This window comes from Spirosoma agri (assembly GCF_010747415.1).
Lineage (GTDB): Bacteria > Bacteroidota > Bacteroidia > Cytophagales > Spirosomataceae > Spirosoma > Spirosoma agri.
In genome coordinates this window covers 1,219,612-1,240,353 of record NZ_JAAGNZ010000002.1, presented here as the reverse complement: position 1 = coordinate 1,240,353, position 20,742 = coordinate 1,219,612, and the positions used below count along the sequence as shown (strand labels likewise).

Genomic DNA, 20,742 nt, shown 5'->3' with positions numbered 1-20,742 from the left:
ACAACACGCTAGTCTATTGCTGATCTCCGCTAATGCTAGGGTGGTAAACAGCTCCTTTTCGGGTAACAACGCAGGCCGACCCTGAAATAGAGCCGGTAGCCGCATCCCATAGTTTGGCCCCAGTCGTTGCGTTCAGGGCGTGTAGCTGGCTTCCTCCCACGTACACAATATCATTGACGACAACCGGCCCCTGCCCTCCAAATCGTAAGGAACCGTCTACGGACCATACCCTAACGCCTGTGGTAGCATCCACAGCGTACAAATCATAATTATGAATATACACTTTCCCCTCACTGACGGCAGGGCTGACAGCCGCTCCATAGCTCAGTCGAAAATTCCATATCGACGTGCCGGTTATGGCGTTGACTGCGTTTAAACTGCCCCCGCCACTGCTAAAGTATACATTATCACCAACCACCGTGGGACTTGATGAGAAAAAGAGTCGCCCGGTTGCGCCGATAACGGCATCCCGTGGGGTTGCCCATTTCAACAACCCCGTTGCCGCGTCAACGGCTAGCAGACTGCCCCCAACATCGGTAACATAAACGAGCCCATTAGCCACCGCAGGACTCGAGGCAATGATGAGCCCCCTATTCAACTCCCATACTTTGATGCCGGTTGTCGCATTGAGAGCATACATCCTGCCGTCATTACTTCCCACGTAGACGATCCCGTTGACTACGGTAGGGCTTGACTGAACGATATTGGCCGTCGCAAAACTCCATTTTTTCAGGCCAGACAGGGCGTCGATCGCGTAAACGTTATTATCCTCACTGCCTACGTACACGGTTCCATTGACCACAGTTGGACTGGAAAAAACGGGACCGCCCGTTTGAAATGACCATTTTTTTGCGCCGGTCTGTGCATTAACGGCGTACAGATTTTTATCACTACTGCCGACAAAAACAACCTTGTCAACGACCGTAGGGCTGGAGGAGACAGCCCCCCCCGTTAGCAGAGTCCAGTTCGTAGCTGCTGTTACGGCATTGATTGCGTAAAGTTTTCCGTCCCCACTGCCTACGTACACTGTTTCAGCGGTATCAGCTTCGTCAGGCGGTAGCTGATGATCCAAACATGAAAATGCTGATAGGGCCAATAATACTAGCCCTGCCCATCGTAACAGGGTATAAAAGGTCAACATAGTTTTCGTTGGGTTAAATCAGACACTTTGCCGCTCTAGTTACGAAAGGTATTCTGATAGAGCCTATACTTGTCAGGCTATCATTCACACCGCGTAGGTTCCTTCAGGTGTTTGACGTAACTGACCTCTTCCCATTAAACTGGACCGATCTAAAGTAGAGAGTTCGGGTGATTTTTGATACCTTAAACAATCAAATAATCGCTTATGAAAAAGACCAAATTCACCGAAGTACAACGGGGTGGCCCGAGCCATCGTTTTTGCTCTTCGCCAGGCTGACACTGGAACCGTTGTTGCTGAGGTGTGTCGCAAGATGGGTATCAGTGAGGCCACGTTCTACAATTGGAACCGGGGCGCCGGAGCGTAAGAAGTATGGTGGTTTGGGTGTTCCTGAGCTTCGACGGCTTCGCCAACTTGAAGAAGAGAACCAGCAATTAAAGCAGCTAGTCGCGGATTTGAGTTTAGATAAACAGATGCTTCAGGAAGTAATCAAAAAAAAGCTCTAAGGCCAGCTCAGCGTAGAGGGCTGGCCCAAAGCTTGATGAACGACTACCGAATCTCCAATCGACGAGCCTGTGAGGTTATCTTGTTAAGACGGTCGACTTGGTTTTATAAAGCAAAATCACGAGATGATTCAGCGATCAGAAGGCGGATTCGAGAGATTGCCGAAACCCGAGTCCGGTACGGATGTCAGCGTATTTTCACCCTGCTTAGGCGGGAGGGCTGGCGAGACAATCACAAGCGAATACACCGTTTGTATCGTCTGGAGGGGCTTAATCTGCGTAGTAAACGGCCTCGACGCAAGCGATCAGCGGCTCACCGATTAGACCGACCTGAACTCTCTAGTATTGATCAATGCTGGAGCGGTCCGCCGTAGCGGCATGGACTTCGTAGCGGATCAGCTCTTCGATGGGCGGAAAATCCGAGCCTTAACTATAGTGGATAATTATAGCCGCCAATGCGTGGCTATTCACGTCGGTCAGTCGTTGAAAGGAGAAGACGTAGTAGCCGTGATGAATCAATTAAAAATAGTAAATTTATCGGTACCAGCGCGCATTCAAGTAGATAATGGCAGCGAGTTTATCTCGAAAACATTAGATCTATGGGCGTATGACAACCGGGTAACACTGGACTTTTCACGGCCGGGCAAACCCACCGATAACCCATTTATCGACTGGGCCGCCAGTGCGGTCATTCAATGGCAGTTTCAGAGATGAATGTCTGAATGCACACCGCTCCGGCGGCCCGGTGGTTCTTGTCTTTGGAAGATGCTAGGGAAAAGATTGAGTGCTGGCGAGAAGAATACAATTCATTTCGACCTCACAGTTCACTTGGTGGGCTGACCGCAGCCGCGGACGGTGCCAAATGAGGTCGGAAAGAGCAGTGAAAAAAGAACAAATGAACGTCCGATCCTCAATCCTTGAGCGGTCCGATAATTGGGGGGACCTCACTGGTAGCTTAACTTCCAGTCAAAACTGGCTCACCAAATGGGCTCAGGGCACTAGTATTTCACAAGTAGGATCTATTTCACACGTTCCCTGTTAACCAAAACATCCCATGAATCAGCGTTTAATTCATTGACTAAGCGGCATTTATGTACCATTCAGTCATTTTCAAAACATATGGCGGTAAATGGACCTATATACATTGGAATTGGAAGTTATCCAATACCAGGATTGTAACCATAGAATACGTAATGAAAGCAACCGTCAAGAATATCAGTTGTCTGTGGTTTGGTGCAGATACCCCCATCCGTTCCTACAAGATTAAATTAAATCCCGACTTGTGGGCCACTTGCCAGCGGGTAAATCGAGAGTTTATTCCGCCATCAGGCGCTCGTGCATTGAGTCAATACCGAAAGTCTGATATGACCTTATTTGCTAAAACTGTTCAGCAACAATTTACGCAAGGCAAATAGATTTTAGAAACCTACGTGAAGGGGTTATCATAGCTGAATACGCCGAAGTAGAGTCAGGCAAGAACAACCGCCGGACCTCATCAATGGTCACCATGATACACAAGAGTGGTAAAATCACAACCAGATTGCGGACGAGTTGAACCGGGCGGAGTTTCGTACGGCAATGGGTTGTGAGTTCCAGGCTACCCAGGTGATACGGCTCATTAAATGAGTTGTAGTGGTTTAGTGAGCAAGTTTTCTCTCTTTAGTTGCAGCTTTATGTGCTACCATAGTTGAACCGTTTGCACGGTTCAGAAGCGTCACAGTGTCATTTGGAGTAGTATATTTACTGGGCTAGGTTGACTTATCACTGATTAGGCAACTTAGAGTATAACCAGTAGCATACACAATCATTCATGTCTGATAACAACCCACCGCCCGCTTCCCAACTGACACCTGACGAGAAAGACAAACTTCGGGAATTAACCACCCAGAGCTGGAACCTCGAATTAGCCATCTCCGGGGTCGCCATGTTTGCCATTCTGCAATTGCCCGATCTGCTGGAGTCGGCCTTTAGCTACCTCCGCTATAATTACATGACCCACACCGAGGGCGTAGCGGCCATGTTACCCTCGCTGGCCTACAGCCTGATGCGGGCCACTTGTCACGTCTTGTTTGCGGCTTTTCTGGCCAATTTTGTGATGCGGGCTTTTTGGGTGGGTCTGGTCGGGCTCCTGGCCGTTTTTCCGTCGGGAATCCACTACGACCGTATTCCCTTCTCTACACCTTATGCCCAGCAACGCCTGGCCAACGAGCTTGGCCCACTGGATCGCTATATTCTCTGGCTCGACAAACGGTGCAACATCGTGTTTGCTCTCGCTTTTCAGTTCGTGTTCCTGCTGATCGTAGTTGCCATACTCTACATGCTGGGGTTACTGATCTATTTAGTGGTTCAACCCAACGTATCCGCCAACGTCTGGTTTGGAGTCAAAATTGCGCTGGGCGTGCTGGTGGCCGTATTCTACGTAGCCATTTTCTGGCTAAATCAGAAGAAGGTAAAAGCAACCCCCAGGGGTATGCAACTCAACTACCGATTTACGAAGGTAGGGCAACTGGTGATGCTGGGCATGTACAAACATACCTCTTATGTTACCAACACGTTTTACAGCAATATCCGGCCCGGCAAGTTATTACAAACGGCAGCCCTTTTTATCTTAGTGTTTTTTGCGGTATTTTTTTTCGAATACGCCAACGATATCTCGCGCACCAACGGGCGGACATCGCTTCTCAACAGCCGGCATATTTACTCAGCCCGGGTCGATAGTCTCTACGTCGAACCTACGGCCTATGACAACCAGCGCCCCGAGGGTGCCTTCATCAGCGGGGCTTCTATCCAGTCAGACGTGATTCGGGAACCCTACCTGCGCTTATTCATTGCCTATCCCAAAGCGCTCGACATGCTGCTCAAGCAGGTTGCGCCCGAACCAGCCTGGAGCGATACGCTGTCGCGGCAAGCACGTCGGCAGCAGTATGCTATCTGGAGCAGCCAGCAGATTAACCGGCTGATCCGCATCACCGTAAACGATTCGGTCTGTACCCACCCTGACCTGCTGTTCACCCAAACCGGGATTCAGGAGCAACGGGGTTGGCAAACCGTGTTGGTGCCAGGCAATCTCAAACTAGGTCGCAACCGGCTGCGGGTGGCACTGCAAGATCCCCGAGAAAAAGAAGATGACGAATTGATAACGATTCCGTTCTGGTATGTACCTGAACCCTAACCTAACTCGGTTAAGATAAAAGCAGTGGCTGTTGCAAAAGCAGATACTACTCCGGGCTAGCTCATTGAACAATCATTCATTGGGTCGAAATGGGTTTACAGTTCGTATGTATTGAATCCGGTCCAGACTTTTGCAACAGCCACTAATTATATGTTAATCCGGAGGTTGACTGTAGCCTTTTACTCGAAAAGAAGATCCGACTTATCCCTGTAGATCCCGCTAACCGGTTAAGTAATTAGCTAACTTATTCCTCTCCGTATAGCCTATAAAAAGGGGTTTTATTCCTAATTAACCTCCAGTATATCCGCCCATTGGGTTGTATACCTGCTAGATAAATACGTTTGCTGCATTTAGCCAATCAGGACTATACATCGGCGAAGCCAGTCGCAATTTATCCTGCCCGTGCCAATGGTTGATCTTATCTACCACGCCAGCTAGTTTGATTAGTTTCTCGCTAGGACCATTCACGAAGATGCCTTTCTGCCGGTAACCGGCGGGTACTAGACTGGTCAGCATTACGCCCACTTTCTGATAGCTATAGCCAAAAGCAAAGAATGAACCCGTGTTTTTGCTTAGCGATAGCGTGTACGAATACAAAAAAGCCGTATCCAACATGAACACGGCTTTCTATCAAAAAACTAATCCAACTTGATTTGACAAGACGATAGCCCCTACAACCGCTCAGACCATTAAGTCCAAGCGCTCGTAGGGCCATCGCGCTAATTCGTTCGCAGCAGTTTCACCTGCTGACACTGGGTAGGCGTACTCACCTGTAAAAGTAAAACCCCATTGCTGGCTCCCAGCGATAAGCTCACTCGCTCGACGGCACCCGCTTGCTCGATCCGCTGGGTGTGTACTGACTTGCCCTGCATATCGGCTAGGTTAATCTGTACCGATTGATCCGTTACGCCACTGATCTCAACCTCGGCGGTTTGACCTGTCACAGGGTTACCCAGCACCTTGATGGCTAGTCCGGTAGTCACCTCTCCAGAACCCGACCGGGCTGGGCTAGAGCAAACGGCTAACCAGTTATAGCTGTAGCTAGCCACTAAATTGCCTTGCTGAGCCTTTAGGGTGATTATTGGATTGTCCGTATAAAGGCGGAGGTTATAGGGACCGGCGGCACTCGTAGGCAACATCTCATTGACTACCGAAAAGCTGAATGGCTCGCTCGTTAACCCCCGGTACTGTGGCGTAAATGTCAGTCGCCGTTCGGTGGCCGTGATGGCTTGGCAACTCATCGTGTTAACGCCCGTGATGGCAAACGGAGCTGAACTGACGGGGCATACGGCGCGAATGTCCCGCACCAGCATGACTTCCTGGCCATTTTGACGGGCTTTTAGCGTAATGGGTTGGGCATCGGCGGCTGTCCGGGTCTCGGCATCAACGAACTGGTTGGGGTTGGTTGTCCAGCCGGTGATGCCCGGTACGGCGTAGTACTCGATGGGTGAGCCATCGCCCCCTATCGTGTTGAACCTAAACGCACCGGTTTGGCAATCGTAAGTGGGGACTAGCAGACTAAGCGATGTATTTTGCCCGGAGGCTTGTACCGTCAAACTGAACGACGTGTTTACCGACAGACCACCTGGATCAGCAGCTGTAACAGTTATCGAAGTTGTTCCCGTTGTGGCTGGTACGCCAGTAATGGTTGTATTAATTAGACCTAAGCCCAACGGTAAGCCACTGGTCGAAAGACTTAAACTACTAGGCGTCTGAGCATCACTAAAAGCAGATGCTAAGTCAATGTTGATCGATTGACCGATCAGAACTGTTTGATTATGAATACCCGTAGTAGTCGGTGGAGTATTTATAAACTCAGTGTTATAGATGTCTACATGGTTTGAGCCATCGCCGGCAAATAACACCTTTTTCCCTGTACGAACAGCGGATATAGGTGCGCGAAGATCCTGAAAGGCACCATCAACCTGAGGAAGTCGCGAGGTTAACCATTGATTGGTATCTTGATTGTAGATATCGACTGTGGAACTTAGTACTTCATTAGACCCTTCTTTCGTGAGTCCTCCGGCAAATAACGTCATCTGTCCCACAGTAGTAGCGGTCATAAGGTATCTGGGCTGACTGAGATGCGCTAACGACCACTGATTGGTGGCTGTATTATATATCTCTACAAGGTTGGAAGCGTCATTGCCGATCAGCCCACCAGCAATTAAGGCCGACTGACCAATGGTGACAAGGGCAACGCTTACTCTTGAGGTCGAATAACTTTGGGTTGTCCACAGGCCACTAGTAACATCATAGATGTCCAGTAGGCCACCATTAGCAAATATTATTTTATCGCCTAAACTCGTCACTCCCAGATCTCGGCCACTGAGTCGAGGAAGCTGCGTTACTGACCATTGGTTGGTTGCTACATCGTATATATCCACGACATTCGACTCAGCAAACTGTTCGATCACTCCACCCGCAAAAAGTATTTTCCCACGCGTACCAGCGGCAGTTATACTCCAACGGGGCCGTGAGAGCTGTGCGGTCGTCCATTAACGCGTAGAATCATCGTAGATGTCCACCCGGTCAGTTATATTGCCCAAAGCTACTCCTCCGGCAAAAAAGGCTTTCTTGCCCAGGCTGGCAACTGACAAACGGAATCGTGGTTGTGAGAGCTTAGGGTCGTCCATTGACCTGTTGAATCGTCGTAGATGTCCACTTGGTCAGACGATGTATAGGTAGTGAGGAGATACCCTCCGGCAAAAAATGCTTTAGTACCCACGTTAGTGATCGCTATATTTGCCCTAGCCTGCGAGAGAGTAGCGCTTGACCACTGGGCTAGGGCAGTTCGATCAGTTAAACAGCCGGTTGTAAGAATGATTAAAAAAACACGGTAAAGTATTCTCATGAGTTATTGGCGTAGTAAAATGTGACTAATAAAAAAAATTGGGGTAGCCGCTCTAACGTCTTGCTAAAGCAAAAAAGCGATGAAGAGTATAGATATACGCATTAGATGAGTAGTATTGATCTGTTACAAAAACGAGCGCGAACTAAGTATGGCCGTTGGTCTCATTCCTTAAGTCACTTAGCTACTTCTTGTTGGCTAATTGCTGCACCAATTGCTTTAATTCGTCAATCTGGGCTTGCTGCTGCTTAGCGGTTTTTTCCAGTAGAATGCTGTACAGGGTCAGTTCTTCGATCTTCTCCAGCAGCTTGGCATCCATCTTCGCCACGTCGATGCCTTTTTCCACTACTTCAACGGCGGAGGGTACGCCAGGCAAATGCTTGTTAGCCTGAATATACTTACCCACTTCATCAAGGCTTTTCAGTGGATAACCAGTATCGAATACCTTATCACTCCACTCACTGGTGTTCTTGACGGCTACCTTTACCTTCTCAGTCAGAATGCCTTCCTCCACAAAAAGTTTATAACCCGATGGCGTTTTGCCGACCTTCGAGCCAATCACAACCGACTCCCCGTTTAAACTCTGCAATAGCGTTCCGTTCCGCTGCCAGAGCGCTTCCACTGCGCCCTCCCGAGCCGAGCCGCTCAGACTACCTAGAATCACATTACCCGCTCCATCGACGGTCAGAAACTTGGCCTGACTTGTTGCACTAGCCGGCGAGTTGCTGGTCAGATTCTCTAAGCGTAAACCAGACGTATTGGCTGTACCTGTGGTGATGTGCAGCTTAGCTGATGGAGCTCCGTTGCCAATACCTACATTAGCATTGGCTCCTAGCACAATACTGTTACTTTGGCTAACACGGGCTCTTGCTCCAATGGCGGTAGCATTGGTCACGCCGGGGGTATTAGGGTTGACATCAGCGGCAAAACCAATGAAGACGTTCTCACTTCCATAGCTTTCCACCCCAGCATAACGACCAATGGCCGCGTTGTTGACGCCCGTTATGTTCTTCAGCAAAGAACCGTCACCAATAGCTGTGTTACCATCTCCCGTAGTAGTTCGACTTCCAGAACTGTTGCCCATGAAGAGGTTATAGGAACCTGTAGAAAAATAGCCTGCCTGTTGGCCCAGAAACATATTACCCAATCCTGATTGATTGCTATAACCCGCAAAGGCACCCATATACACATTGAGTTGACCAGAAACGTTTGCGTTACCTGCACTCAACCCCAAGAACAAATTATTATTGCCTGTGGTGTTAGCAACACCACTCCCCGAACCAACAAATACATTATTTGAGCCATCTGTATTGTTCTGCCCCGCCCCCGAACCAACAAAAGTATTACTAATCCCTGCAGTGTTAATAAAACCAGCCTGGCTGCCAATAAAGGTATTGTATTGGCCAGTTACATTATAAGCGCCTGATAAAGAGCCGATAAACGTGTTGGAAAATGTTCCTATGCTTCTCCGCCCGGCATGATGCCCTACATATGTGTTCTGAGTGCCTGTAGTGTTTAATGTGCCTGCTTCATAGCCGATAAACGTGTTTTGCGATCCACTAGTAATGCTTTTTCCGGCACTACCCCCCAAAAGAGAGTTTGTTCTACCTGTTATTTCGGAATTTCCCGCATCAATACCCACAATCGTATTTCCGAATCCCGGAGTCAATGAAGCAGGAGTAGTGGCTACGTAATTAGGCTGAGCTAATAGTGGAGTACTTAGTGACAAAAGGAACAGAAGGATACTTGGTTTCATAATACTCTACGTTGGTTTACAGGGTTAGAAGACAATCGCGATCAAGCATGATTTATGTTACACGAACAGTCAATTAAAGGTAACCACCTGCGCTTCTCTATTAGCAGAGCCCGCTTCGTGTTGAATGTAATTTTACTATTCGGTATACTTGGTTGACTCGGTATAAGAGCCGAATAAGCCAGTTTGTGCGTCAGAAATTGAATTATGTACTCACAAAAACACCCGGGTCTATATAGCCGGGCGTTTTGCAGAATCAAATTTAATTCGTTGCCTCTCTTACTTTTTATTAAGCAACAGTTTGACTAATTGCTTAAGGTCATCAATCTCTGTTTGCTGGCGGGCTGTATTAGCCTGAATCTCGGCCTGATGCTTCTTGTCATTTGCCTGAAGCTGCTTCTCCAACTGGATACTGTAGAGGGTCAGTTCCTCGATCTTTTCCAGCAGTTTGGCATCCATCTTAGCCACGTCAATACCCTTTTCCACGACCTCAATGGCTGAGGGTACGCCGGGTAAATGACCTGACTGGTTGATGTACTGTTCGACCTCTGTTAGACTCTTGAGTTGATAGCTTTTCTCGAATACCTTATCACTCCAATCCGAGGTATTCTTAACGGCTACCTTCACCTTTTCGGTTAAAATACCTTTGCTCACAAACAGATTATAGTCCGTTGGCGTCTTATCCACTCCCTGACCGATAATGATCGATTCCCCGTTGGTGCTTTGCAAGAACGAGCCTTTCCGCTGCCAGAGGGCTTCCACTGCGCCCTCCCGAGCCGAGCCGCTCAGACTACCTAGAATCACATTACCCGCTCCATCGACGGTCAGAAACTTGGCCTGACTTGTTGCACTAGCCGGCGAGTTGCTGGTCAGATTCTCTAAGCGTAAACCAGACGTATTGGCTGTACCTGTGGTGATGTGCAGCTTAGCTGATGGAGCTCCATTGCCGATGCCGACGTTGGCATTGGCTCCTAATACAATACTGTTACTCTGGCTGACCCGGGCGCGGGCGCCAATGGCGGTGGCGTTAGTGAGGTTTGGGGTGTTTGGCGACACATCGGCGGCAAAGCCAATAAAGACGTTCTCATCGTTACGGCTCTCCACGCCCGCAAAACGGCCAATGGCCACGTTGTGGGTGCCTAAGCTATTGCGCAAGAGCGAGCCATCGCCAATAGCTGTGTTACCCAGACCAGTGGTGGTGGTACTGCCCGACGCGTTACCCATGAACAGGTTGTATGAGCTGATAGTGTTGTAACCTGCTTGTTGGCCCAGGAACAAGTTACCCATACCGGTGGAGTTGGTATAGCCAGCCGCGCTGCCAATGAAGACATTCGCCGTGCCAGATGTAGTACTACGGCCCGCCTGATAACCCATAAACGTGTTAGCTGAAGCTGTGTTAAAATAGCCAGCCTCATAGCCCACGAACGTGTTTTGTGTGCCCGTCTGATTATTGTAGCCTGCCGAACCACCCAGAAAGGTATTGGGTCCGGCGGTGGATTTGAAGCCAGCGGAGCTGCCCACAAACGTGTTGTAGCTGGATGATTTATTGGCGTAGCCAGCCTGGACGCCTAAGCTGAGATTATAACTTCCTATTTCGTTAAAGCGACCCGCCTGATCACCCAAAAAAATATTTTCAGTGCCGGTCGTGTTACTTTGTCCCGCGACAAAGCCAATAAAGTTGTTTCCGCTACCCTCGGTATTGCTCTGCCCGGCAGCCGTGCCAACAAAGACGTTGAAAAAGCCGCCTAGATTCTTGAGGCCTGCCTGATTGCCATTAAACACATTATAACCACCAGCAGTATTCGACGCACCAGCTTGGTTGCCTAGGAAGACGTTATTCGTACCCGTCATGGCCGTGTTACCCGCCAAGGGACCAATGATGGTATTGTCTTCACCCGGCGAGGCCGCATTAGTAACGCGGACCACGTAGTTGTTCTGGGCTAGACCAACCGTAGGACTTAAAAAACAAAGGACTAGTAATAGGTGTAGAGTTGATTTCATTGTAAAGCGAGTTAACTGATGAAAGATTACACTAAATCTAGATTGTTTTCCTGTTCAGTTTATAACAAAGTTAGTTCGCGGTAACTAGTGGAGCATCAGGTAAATGTATGAGTAAAACCGGCTCAGAAAAGACTGTGCGGATTTAAATCGGGGCCATTTCCTGAACTGATCGGTAGACTAGCGGTGTAAATAAAAACGCCTGACTCAAGATGGCCAGGCGGTTGCTCTACGATCCACACTATAAGTTAGACGAGATTCCACTGTCTATAGACGGGAATCCGGTTTAAGGTCGTCTAGATGACCTCCCCCAGAAAAGCGTTCCAGTATAAAGTAGAGAAAATCGGCCAATTGTAGTGTCTTTGACAACCAAATAATCGCTGATAAAAAAAATAAAATGCACTGAAGCGCAACGGGGTGGCCCATGCCATCGTCTCTGCGAGCAAGCAATCTGAGACCGGAGTGGCCGTGGCCGAAGTATGTCGCAAAATGGGCATTAGTGAGGCCACCTAGTACAATTGGAACCGGGGCGCTGGAGCTGAAGAAAATCGCCAGTTGAAACAATTGGTAGCCGAGTGGTCCGCCACCGCGGTTGAGCCTGGACAAACAAATGCTTCAGGATGTGCTCAAAAAAAGCTTTAAGGCCACAGGGCCGCCCTTTAGGGTTGTGTGCCAGTAAGAAACTAAGGCTAGGTAGCTTGCTAATAGTTAACCAGAGTGGGGCGCGCTAACGGGCTGTCGAGGCTAAAAACCTATGTTCCGATTTAACACCTCACCCTGTTTTACTTGCAAAGGCTCGGCGGGGTGGCCCGAGCCATAGAAATCAGGGTTGGCGGCCCATAACAAGGGTTCGAACAATGGCAAGTCGATTGACTAGTAGACCAAAACTAATCGCACGGGCGACCCCGTTATTTTATGAAATTTCACTACTACATCAGCATTGACATCGCCAAAGCTACACGAGACTGGGCGGTTTATTCGGCAACGGACCCGCCACTGAAATTTCAACGCCAACGTTCCCGACTCATATTGCTACCAACAGTTTCACAATCAAGAAATTTGACTCATTCACTAAAAAACACGAAGCCGCGTTGACTTCGTGTTCTTCTTTTTTTATGCATTGCCCAGCTAACTGCCTAAAAACTAAATCCTGAACGGGGCAACGTAGCCGTCTCCCACCAGAAAAGCCGCAGTCGCTGGAAAAAATTCAGCCAGTCTTCAACCTTACTGGGTTTAACCAGATAGGACGATATACCAAGTTCGTAGCCCTTAACAATATCTGATCGGTCCGATGATGAACTGAACATGACGATTGGAATATGGCTCAATGGGGCCGGCATCGCTTTGATGCTTTCCAGCAGTTGCCAGCCGTCGCTGTTTCGGGGAACGTATAAATCCAGTAGAATTAGTTTAGGTTGCTCCCATTCTGCGTACTGCCATTGATTTAAAAGATCCAGGGCCTGCTGGGTCGTCTCGGCCCGATGCGGAGTAACTTCGCCAAGGCACTGCTGCATAGCATGTTGAATGAGAAACCATTGGTCAGGATTATCTTCAACAATCAATACTTTGGCTTGGCTGAAATTAGCTTTACTCGTCGATGAGGAAGGTTTATTTTTCATGAGTTAGTTGAGACAGTGGGCTACCCTGTAAACTAACAAGCTATTTAATAAATAGGTTACGAAACACACTCAGTAATCGTAATGATCGATGTAGCTGTACCTGAACGTTCACGGCGATGGGTAAGAAGATCACGCAAACCGTTCTTCATCCAGCCCAAACAGTCACCCACCGCTCACAGCAGATAGTGGTTCTATGCGATCTACAGCGATCATCCGATAGATCCCGCTTGTCCCGTACTCCTTCCGGAAGAACACGCTAAATCTGATTTGATTTGTTGCCCGTATATCCAGTTACAATGAAAAAGCCTGACAAGAGTGGCCAGGCTTTTTGCACAAATCAGATTAATTACGTTACTGTTTTGACGATTATATTCTCTTCTAGTCACTTTTAAAACGAAAAATACCTTATATGCCTGAGCACTACACTTTATCAACACTGTTTATACATGCCTACGCTAAAAGTAGCCGGATTAGAGAAACCTATTGCGATTGAATCAATTGTCTGGATTGAGGGGGATGGCAACTATGCTCGTCTCCATTTTACCACTGGTCAGTTTTATCTGGCTGCTCACACCCTAAACTGGTTTAAAAAACAGTTGTCCGGTTTCATCCGTATTCACAAATCGGTTTTGATCAACCCGGCTCATGTCGTTCAGTTTGCGCAAACCAAGGCCAAAGAGGCACAGGTATTCATGAGTACGGGATCCAGTCTGGACATCGCCCGCCGACGTATTGGGGAGGTACGAACGATGCTGGGTATGCCGCCTTTCGAAGCTCACAGCTTTCTGCTGATCGACCCAGGTTCGCAGCAGAATAAGGACCAGACTATAAATTTTCGCTAATTTGTAGTTACTTACAAATCGGTTTATAACCAACTGTACGTAGATAACACACGTTTAAACCCAACGATCATGAAGACGCTTCTTAACCTTTTCGATCAATTCGATGAACTCGATTCTGCTATCAACCGGTGGCTCGTTGCTCATAGTATCACCCTGCTTCGCATTAGTCTGGGGTTAGTTTTCCTGGGCTTCGGTGTCCTCAAATTTTTCCCCGGCATCAGCCCGATTGAGTCGCTGGCTACCCGTACGACCACCCTGTTGACGCTGGGCGTTTTTTCGGGCCATTCGGCGATGAATTTTGTCGCAACACTGGAATGTATAATCGGGCTATGTTTCCTCACGGGACGATTCCTGCGGATTGCCGTCTGGCTGATGGCGGCCCAAATGATTGGTGCCATGTCGCCCCTGATTTTCTATTCTCATGAACTCTTCTCGGGACCCCATCACGGACCTTCGCTGGCAGCTCAATACATCATCAAAGACATCATTCTGGTAGCGGCTGGTATGGTCATTGCCGCCACCTGGACCGGTGCCCGGATTGTTGCTGAACCCCGCAGCTTTCGGAGTGCGCTAAAAAGCCGACTACCCCGTGTTGTTCGTCGACAGGCATCGTCCATCAGCTTGGGCTAGTAACGGCCTCTACACCGAATTATCAGGCAGAAGCATCACTTCGAACCAATAGGTACAAATTCGTTGGACAGCCTCAACAAGACTGTGCTGATCGGCGGATTTGAGCAGTACTGAACTGACTCCACCTTCGTAGCATTGACGGAGTTGATCCTGAGCAATGGACCCTGACCAGATCAAAACGGGAATCTGGCGGGTTCGGGCATCCTGCTTCAGCGTGGCCAGCACCTCCAGCCCGTTGAGGGGAGGCAGATTGAGGTCCAGCAGAATCAAATCGGGTAAACGTGTCAACTGAAGAAGGGCGTCCATCAGGTTGGTAGCCGTACGCTGGTGGGTAAGCTGAACTTGATCTGAGTAAGTGCTGAAGGCACCTTTCAGCAAAAAATAATCATCCTCGTCGTCGTCAATGAGCATGACGTGCGGGTGTCGATTGAGAGGTAGGCGCATTTCGTTGAGTACTAAAATCGATCGAAGGTAGCCGCCCCGACAGGGATGTAAAAAGAAAATTACTAAGTGGTAAGGCCAACTAAACCAGGAAGACAGGATCTGATTCGGTTTAGCTCAGTTGCCACTGCTGCACTAATTGACCAAATAATGTCAGCAGTATATCCATGGATGGAGGTTTGGTCAGAAAGCCATTAGCTCCTAGCTGTACTGCCCGTTCGCGGTCCTCGTAGCTGGATGATGTTGTGAGTACTACGACGGGCAAGGCCTGGTAAGCGGGTTCGGCCCGCAATTGCTTCAGGGCTTCGAACCCGTTGAGTCGGGGCATGTTCAAATCCAGAATAACCAGACCAGGCAGATCGTCACTGTCAGCCAGGTTCGGCAATAAATCTTCGCCATCGTTAAGCAGCTTGATCTGGACAGGCGGCACAAGCCGCTTAAAGGCAAGCTCGAACAAATATTGATCGTCTTCATCATCGTCGACGATCCAGACGGCGGGTAGTTTTGACTTCAACTCAAAAGGCGGAAGAAACGGTGGCAGTAAACACTATCGCTAAACTTACGTAAAAGGAAGTCAGCAACACAATATACTGCCGTATTTTTACGTCCAGAAGTTTCGTATTCCTACCCGTGTGATCCAGATTTGCTTCACACCTATTGAACGAAGCAATAAGGTCTATCCCAGATAAGCAAACCCCCGAAGACGCGATGGCTCCGGGGGTTTGCTTATCTGGGACTGGTGAACTAACCGTTATACCGTCAGCTTTTTCATGTATTCAGCGTCATTTTTCATGCTGACCATTGGCGATTCGGGATATTCTTCCTGCTCCACAATGAAGTATTTGATGCCACTGTCCATGGCAACCCGCAACGTCGATTTGAAGTCGACACTTCCTTTGCCCAGATCGTTCTGAACGGGTTTGCCCCCCTCCTTTTTGTAATCTTTGATGTGGCACAGTTCGTACCGTTTGCCATACTTTTTCAGGTGGGCAGCCGTATCAACGCCAGCCACATCGATCCAGCACAGATCCAGTTCAAACATCACATATTTAGGATCGGTATTGGCCAGTAGGTATTCCTGTGGCAGTTTACCGTCGAGTGGTTTGAACGAGTAATCGTGGTTATGGTACCCGAATTTCAGCCCGGCTTTCTTAACCTCTTCGCCTACCGTGTTGAACTGGTCCGCGATCTTTTTCCAGTCGTCGAACGATTTCTGCGGTCCAATGTAGGGGCAAAGCAAATAGGTCAATCCGGCATCGTGCGCCATTTCGATGTTTTTCTTGAGCACATCCGGCTTGTCGGCGGAACCCCGGTAGTCGAAGTGCGTACTGATCATTTTTACGCCCAGACCGTCAAGAAATGATTTGATCTCTTTAGGCTCCATGCCCCACAGAAAGCCTTTCGCACCGCTAAAACTCTCGAATTGTTTATAACCCATTTGCGCCAATTCGGTCATGATGCCTTTAGGGTCTTTAGGCAGCACATCGCGGACGCTATACAATTGTACCCCAAACGGGTTAATCGCCTTCGCAGGTGCATTGGCCAGTAATTCAGATTGGGTAAGGGCAAAAGCGCCGGCAGTGAGCAGGCCAGATTGCTTGAGGAAACTCCGTCTTTGCATGATAGAAACTTGTTTGCGGCTTTAGAACGCAAAGATGGGGTGCTTTTATAAAAAATTGCTGGAAATATTTTCGGTAGACTAGCCTAGCGACACGGCTGCGGCAACAAACCGGACGCTACAGCTCCCAGATTACACGAACAACTTTTCCGTGAATACCGATGGTCTGAAAATATTCCAGCCAGTGTAGCTGCTGCGGCCCCAAGTGGTCAGTCGGCGATTTCACTTCCACAAAATCATACTGGCCCTGCTCATTCCAGACTAGTAGATCCGGAAAACCCCGCGTATGCTCCCGAACGTTACGGGCCATTTCCAGCAGAATCAGCCGTAACTGCTCAACATCCAGCAGTTCGATCATCCGTTGAACGAGCGTATGCAGCTCATCGGACCAGTCGACCAGTACATTGGTGATCCCGTATTTGGCGTTGAACATCCGGCCCGTATGGCGTCGCCAGTCGTCTTTGGTCGCGAGTTCGGCCAATCGCTTTTTCAAAAGTTCTTCCCGTTTCAGGTAGAAATCAGGCAGGTAAAAATCCGATGGAGCCCGTTGCAGCGGGTGATGAATGGCCTGCACGTTGGCATCGTAGATGATGTCCCAAAATACCAGGCCGAACAGTCCCCGCCAGGGGTAATTTTCCGTGAATGCCGCGTCGTAGCCTTGTTCCAGGTAATAGTTCATGACACCCGCTTCGACGTGATGCCGGTAAGCAGCCGGAATATTAACACTTTCGGCATCGGACAGAAAACGGGTCGTTGCCTTGCGTGTCCGCTTCTTCTCGCCTACGCTTAGAATTTTCTCGCGGAAATCAGTAGCAAAATAGCGTTCCTCCGCATTCAGCGGATTGACCGCAATTTCGTCGCAGAGAGCGAGCGCTTCATCGACAGAGCCGTTTTTAAACAGCAGACGCACCCGTCGTTCACGCGCCGGCACCCGATCCGAAAGCTCGTAGACCGATAGTGCCTGCTCCGGCAATTTCTGCCGCTCCAGATAGGCCCCTACCCGAACGACCAGCTTCTGATAGCCGGGAATGGCGATTTCGGTCAGTTCAGGGCGGGTTTCATTCCAGTTCAGGAACCAGTTGTAGATCGCTTCGGCGGGCGTTTCGGCTTCTTTAAGTTCATAGAAATCCTCGTTCGTCAGCGAAATCAGCAGTTTATCTTCGACTTCTTTACGGGTCCGAAACCGAGCCGTTAATTTACTCTCGTCGTAGCGTTCAAAGTTGACCATGCCCAGATCGCGGACCACGAACTCGGTCATACTGCTACCCCGATTGCCGAAAAACAGGTACTTGATCATTACATCTTCGGCCTCGAAGTTCAGCTTGACGACGGTTTCGCGCGTAGTCAGACTCGTAATCACTTCACCGAAATCAAGCTCCTGCAGCGTATACCGAACGATGCGTTCTTTCTTCTCTTTGGCAAGCGGTTTGCTCTCTTCCGGCTCAAGCGGCAACAATTCGAGCAGTTCTGGCTTGGTAAAAACTCCGAGTGCTTCCTCCCCCCTGATCTCGTGCTGGGCCGCCAGTCGCTCGATAAATCCAGCCGTCAATAATTCGCCAACAGCCGCCGGTAGGTCAGTTATTTCGTTATACTGTAGCTTGTTGGTCCGAAAAAAGAGTCCTTTGCGGTTACTGAATCGTACATACAGACACTGCGCATCGAGGCTCAACGCGTCAAACCGACGAATGAAGTCCCACTCAGCTTCGTTCAGCAAGCCACCGTACAATCGCTTGACAAAGTCGAGTACATAACGGAAGTTGTCGAGATAATACCGGGGCGTAAGAATTAGTTTCTGGCGTCCAACCATCGTGTAAGGCAGGTAGATGCCCGCTATCATTTAGGAACGTTATGCGGGTTCTTCCCGCTTTATAGAACAAAAAAACAGCCACTTATGTCCCCAACCGACGTTCTGAATGAGTTAGAAAAACAGGGCATCTTACAAGCTGAACAACAAGCCCGAATCAACGACTACGAACAGGCCAAACCGTTCTCGCTGCACTGGGAACTGCGGTCTATGCTCTACATCGGTATTCTTCTGCTGAGTTCAGGTTTAGGCTTGTTGGTTTATGACAATTTTGACCAGATAGGGCACGGTGCCTTGCTCACGGCTATGGGCCTTGCCTGTGCTGCGTGCTTTCTGTTTGCGTGGCGCTTCCGGCCGGAGTGGACAACGGCGCAGACGGCCAACCGCTCACCATTTGGCGATTACGCGCTGCTGCTTTCCTGTCTGCTGTTTTTGACCCTCGAAGGCTACGCGCAGTATCAGTATACCGTTTTCGGGACTCGCTACGGTCTGGTAACGCTGTTGCCAGCCCTGCTGTTTTTACCATTGGCGTACCGCTTCGATCATCGGGGGGTGCTGGGTATGGCGCTGGCTGCGCTCATCTCGTGGGTGGGCGTAACCGTGCGTCCGCTGGAGTTATATATCAAAACCAATTTTTTCGATCGGAGCACCGTATTTTCGGCCATCGGGCTGGCTATCGTGCTGATTGGTGTCGCGTTCTTTCTGGAACGTCGGCGCATCAAACCTCATTTTACTTATACCTATCTGACCATTGCCGGTAACTTATTGTTGATTGCGCTACTCGGTGGATTGTTCAATTTTGGGGAGCTGCGGCTGCTCTTCGCGCTAGGCCTTGCCGTTATGTGTATTGTACTCGATCAATATGCCAGACGGACGAAATTCTTCGCGTTTCTGCTGATGAGCGCGATCTACGGGTACGTTGGCGTGACCTATTTATTTTTCCATTACGTCTCTCCGCGCCACTGGAACGACAATTTATATTACTGGTACTTCATTCTGACGGGTATTGCGCTGGTCGCTTACCTGATGAGCCAGATCCCCAAACGAAGCAACGCATGAAAGCCTACAACGAACAGTGGATTTACAACCGTGAGCTGGTCACGCAGGCTGAACGCTGGCATCGCAAACGCCTGCTGTCTGACGATCAGTTCACCGCAGTCCGCAAAAACTACCCCGTCGATTTTCGCCAGACGAACGGCTTTATCGAGATCGGTTTGTTCCTCTTTACTACGGTCGCCATTTTGGGTTGTTATCTGCTGCCAGCCAGTGGGTTATCGGCACTACTCGATAGTCGAACGGTCTATGGTCTGTTCAATATCGGGTTTGGTATACTGGTGGGTCTTGTTGGGCATCGATTAATTAATAAACGGCTTCTCTACCGCAATGGCGTCGATAACGCTTTTGTCGTTACCCTCGCTGGCTTTCTGGCCTTTGGCCTGAACCAGTTGATGCCCAGTGGCTTATCGACATCAACGCACTACCTGCTGACCTTGCCGCTGCTACTGGCCGTACTTTGGTATTATGGCGATACGCTGATCGCGTTTTTCTCGCTGGCCACCTTTTATGCCTTTATCGTCAACGGCCTTTTATCGGTCAGTTGGGGCCGAGAAGCGTTGCCTTTTGTGTTAATGGCCGTGTCGGGCATCCTTTACTTTTTTGCCCGAAATCCCAACCTGATCTGGGCAAAGTCACCCGTTCGCGACGCCTACTACGCCGACCCACAAAACCTGGTTGAATGGATTACGCTGATCGTGCTGGCAGCCAGCGGCAACTACTTTATGGTGCGTGAATTGCATGGCCTTCTCCTGAAACCCAGACCGGCCATTGCACCGGAAATCGGCCTTTCCGTTTTGTTCTGGCTGCTGACGTTTGCCATTCCGGTCGTGTATTTGTGGCAGGGTTTACTAAAAAAAGACCGGATGTTGATTATCCTGGGTATTCTGGGTCTGATTGGTGGTGTCATAACCGTTCATGAATACGCTGCGCTCGTACCGCTCAACGTGGCGCTGGTCATCTGCGGACTAACGCTGATGGGACTGGCCATTCTTGGCATTCGCTACTTTCGGCAACCAAAAAATGGCTTCACCGATGCGCCGGATGACGATTCACCGGATGAGTTTTTCACGAATGCCGAGGCACTGGCTTCCATTCAGGCAGCAACCAGCGCCCATCAATCGCCAACTGATAACGCCCGATTTGGGGGCGGATCGTTTGGCGGAGCGGGCAGCGAAGGCAAGTATTAATGGGGACAAACTAGCCCGGCTATCGATCAGCTCACTGACTTCCTAACGCTACGAATTACCATCCACTAGACAGGAACCCTAAACTTCGCATCTGTGTCTGCCGAAAAACCGCTAAGTTTGGCCCTGTAAA

General features: G+C 49.3%; 18 protein-coding genes and 3 pseudogenes. 8 read left to right on the top strand and 13 right to left on the bottom strand.

The features are described from left to right. Nucleotides 1–13 precede the first annotated feature (13 nt). A complete protein-coding gene (locus tag GK091_RS21775) occupies nt 14–1,072 on the bottom strand; it encodes an outer membrane protein assembly factor BamB family protein (protein ID WP_164041975.1) in 1,059 nt (352 codons plus the stop codon). Nucleotides 1,073–1,345: 273 nt separating this feature from the next. Between GK091_RS21775 and GK091_RS21770 the strand changes: the two are divergent. The 3 genes and pseudogenes from GK091_RS21770 to GK091_RS21760 all read left to right on the top strand — a co-directional run bounded on the left by GK091_RS21770 (nt 1,346) and on the right by GK091_RS21760 (nt 4,813). Continuing rightward, a pseudogene (locus GK091_RS21770) lies at nt 1,346–2,507 on the top strand (IS3 family transposase). Between the two features lie 327 nt (nt 2,508–2,834). Then, nucleotides 2,835–3,056, top strand: coding sequence for a hypothetical protein (locus GK091_RS21765; RefSeq protein WP_170312762.1), 222 nt, complete (start codon nt 2,835–2,837; stop codon nt 3,054–3,056). 395 nt (nt 3,057–3,451) lie between these two features. Further along, a complete protein-coding gene (locus tag GK091_RS21760; RefSeq protein ID WP_164041974.1) occupies nt 3,452–4,813 on the top strand; it encodes an ABC transporter ATP-binding protein in 1,362 nt (453 codons plus the stop codon). A gap of 284 nt (nt 4,814–5,097) precedes the next feature. Here the strand turns inward: GK091_RS21760 and GK091_RS29640 are convergent, their stop codons facing one another. From GK091_RS29640 to GK091_RS21740, 7 genes and pseudogenes are all read right to left on the bottom strand, one after another. Next, the gene (locus tag GK091_RS29640; protein WP_246202387.1) at nt 5,098–5,163 is read right to left on the bottom strand and encodes a DUF4113 domain-containing protein; all 66 of its coding nucleotides are present in this window, start codon (nt 5,161–5,163) and stop codon (nt 5,098–5,100) included. Then, the gene (locus tag GK091_RS21755; protein WP_246202350.1) at nt 5,141–5,428 is read right to left on the bottom strand and encodes a hypothetical protein; all 288 of its coding nucleotides are present in this window, start codon (nt 5,426–5,428) and stop codon (nt 5,141–5,143) included. The genes GK091_RS29640 and GK091_RS21755 overlap by 23 nt, the downstream gene beginning before the upstream one ends. A gap of 104 nt (nt 5,429–5,532) precedes the next feature. Further along, nucleotides 5,533–6,876, bottom strand: a complete 1,344-nt coding sequence (locus GK091_RS21750; RefSeq protein ID WP_246202349.1) for a putative Ig domain-containing protein — start codon at nt 6,874–6,876, stop codon at nt 5,533–5,535. Nucleotides 6,877–6,918: 42 nt separating this feature from the next. Next, nucleotides 6,919–7,125, bottom strand: a pseudogene (locus GK091_RS30090) (hypothetical protein); the annotation flags it as partial. A gap of 239 nt (nt 7,126–7,364) precedes the next feature. Beyond that, entirely contained in the window at nt 7,365–7,667 is a 303-nt protein-coding gene (locus GK091_RS30085) for a hypothetical protein (RefSeq protein ID WP_394351883.1), read from the bottom strand. Between the two features lie 181 nt (nt 7,668–7,848). Further along, nucleotides 7,849–9,420, bottom strand: a complete 1,572-nt coding sequence (locus GK091_RS21745) for a TMF family protein (protein WP_246202348.1) — start codon at nt 9,418–9,420, stop codon at nt 7,849–7,851. 276 nt (nt 9,421–9,696) lie between these two features. Further along, a complete protein-coding gene (locus GK091_RS21740; protein ID WP_246202347.1) occupies nt 9,697–11,418 on the bottom strand; it encodes a TMF family protein in 1,722 nt (573 codons plus the stop codon). Between the two features lie 399 nt (nt 11,419–11,817). Between GK091_RS21740 and GK091_RS29635 the strand changes: the two are divergent. Beyond that, nucleotides 11,818–12,049, top strand: a pseudogene (locus GK091_RS29635) (transposase); the annotation flags it as partial. 502 nt (nt 12,050–12,551) lie between these two features. Here the strand turns inward: GK091_RS29635 and GK091_RS21735 are convergent. Continuing rightward, on the bottom strand, nt 12,552–13,034 hold the full coding sequence (locus GK091_RS21735; RefSeq protein ID WP_164041972.1) for a response regulator: 483 nt from the start codon (nt 13,032–13,034) through the stop codon (nt 12,552–12,554). A 446-nt stretch (nt 13,035–13,480) separates the two neighbouring features. Between GK091_RS21735 and GK091_RS21730 the strand changes: the two genes are divergently transcribed. Both GK091_RS21730 and GK091_RS21725 read left to right on the top strand, forming a co-directional pair. Further along, nucleotides 13,481–13,876, top strand: a complete 396-nt coding sequence (locus tag GK091_RS21730; RefSeq protein WP_164041971.1) for a LytTR family DNA-binding domain-containing protein — start codon at nt 13,481–13,483, stop codon at nt 13,874–13,876. Between the two features lie 69 nt (nt 13,877–13,945). Next, nucleotides 13,946–14,506 carry a DoxX family membrane protein gene (locus GK091_RS21725; RefSeq protein WP_212592991.1) on the top strand — a complete coding sequence of 187 codons (561 nt, stop codon included), beginning with the start codon at nt 13,946–13,948 and terminating at the stop codon, nt 14,504–14,506. A gap of 9 nt (nt 14,507–14,515) precedes the next feature. Here GK091_RS21725 and GK091_RS21720 read toward each other — a convergent pair whose 3' ends face one another. From GK091_RS21720 to GK091_RS21705, 4 genes are all read right to left on the bottom strand, one after another. Further along, complete coding sequence (locus GK091_RS21720; protein ID WP_164041970.1) at nt 14,516–14,950, bottom strand: response regulator; 435 nt, start codon at nt 14,948–14,950, stop codon at nt 14,516–14,518. Between the two features lie 109 nt (nt 14,951–15,059). Beyond that, complete coding sequence (locus tag GK091_RS21715; RefSeq protein ID WP_164041969.1) at nt 15,060–15,461, bottom strand: response regulator; 402 nt, start codon at nt 15,459–15,461, stop codon at nt 15,060–15,062. A 237-nt stretch (nt 15,462–15,698) separates the two neighbouring features. Next, nucleotides 15,699–16,568, bottom strand: coding sequence for a sugar phosphate isomerase/epimerase family protein (locus GK091_RS21710; protein WP_164041968.1), 870 nt, complete (start codon nt 16,566–16,568; stop codon nt 15,699–15,701). 115 nt (nt 16,569–16,683) lie between these two features. After that, nucleotides 16,684–18,372: a VRR-NUC domain-containing protein gene (locus GK091_RS21705; protein ID WP_164042973.1), complete on the bottom strand. Its 1,689-nt coding sequence runs from the start codon at nt 18,370–18,372 to the stop codon at nt 16,684–16,686. Between the two features lie 84 nt (nt 18,373–18,456). On the opposite strand from GK091_RS21705, the gene GK091_RS21700 reads away from it, so the two are divergent. Next, complete coding sequence (locus GK091_RS21700) at nt 18,457–19,428, top strand: DUF2157 domain-containing protein (protein WP_164041967.1); 972 nt, start codon at nt 18,457–18,459, stop codon at nt 19,426–19,428. Continuing rightward, nucleotides 19,425–20,612, top strand: a complete 1,188-nt coding sequence (locus tag GK091_RS21695; RefSeq protein ID WP_164041966.1) for a hypothetical protein — start codon at nt 19,425–19,427, stop codon at nt 20,610–20,612. The genes GK091_RS21700 and GK091_RS21695 overlap by 4 nt, the downstream gene beginning before the upstream one ends. Nucleotides 20,613–20,742: the final 130 nt, after the last annotated feature.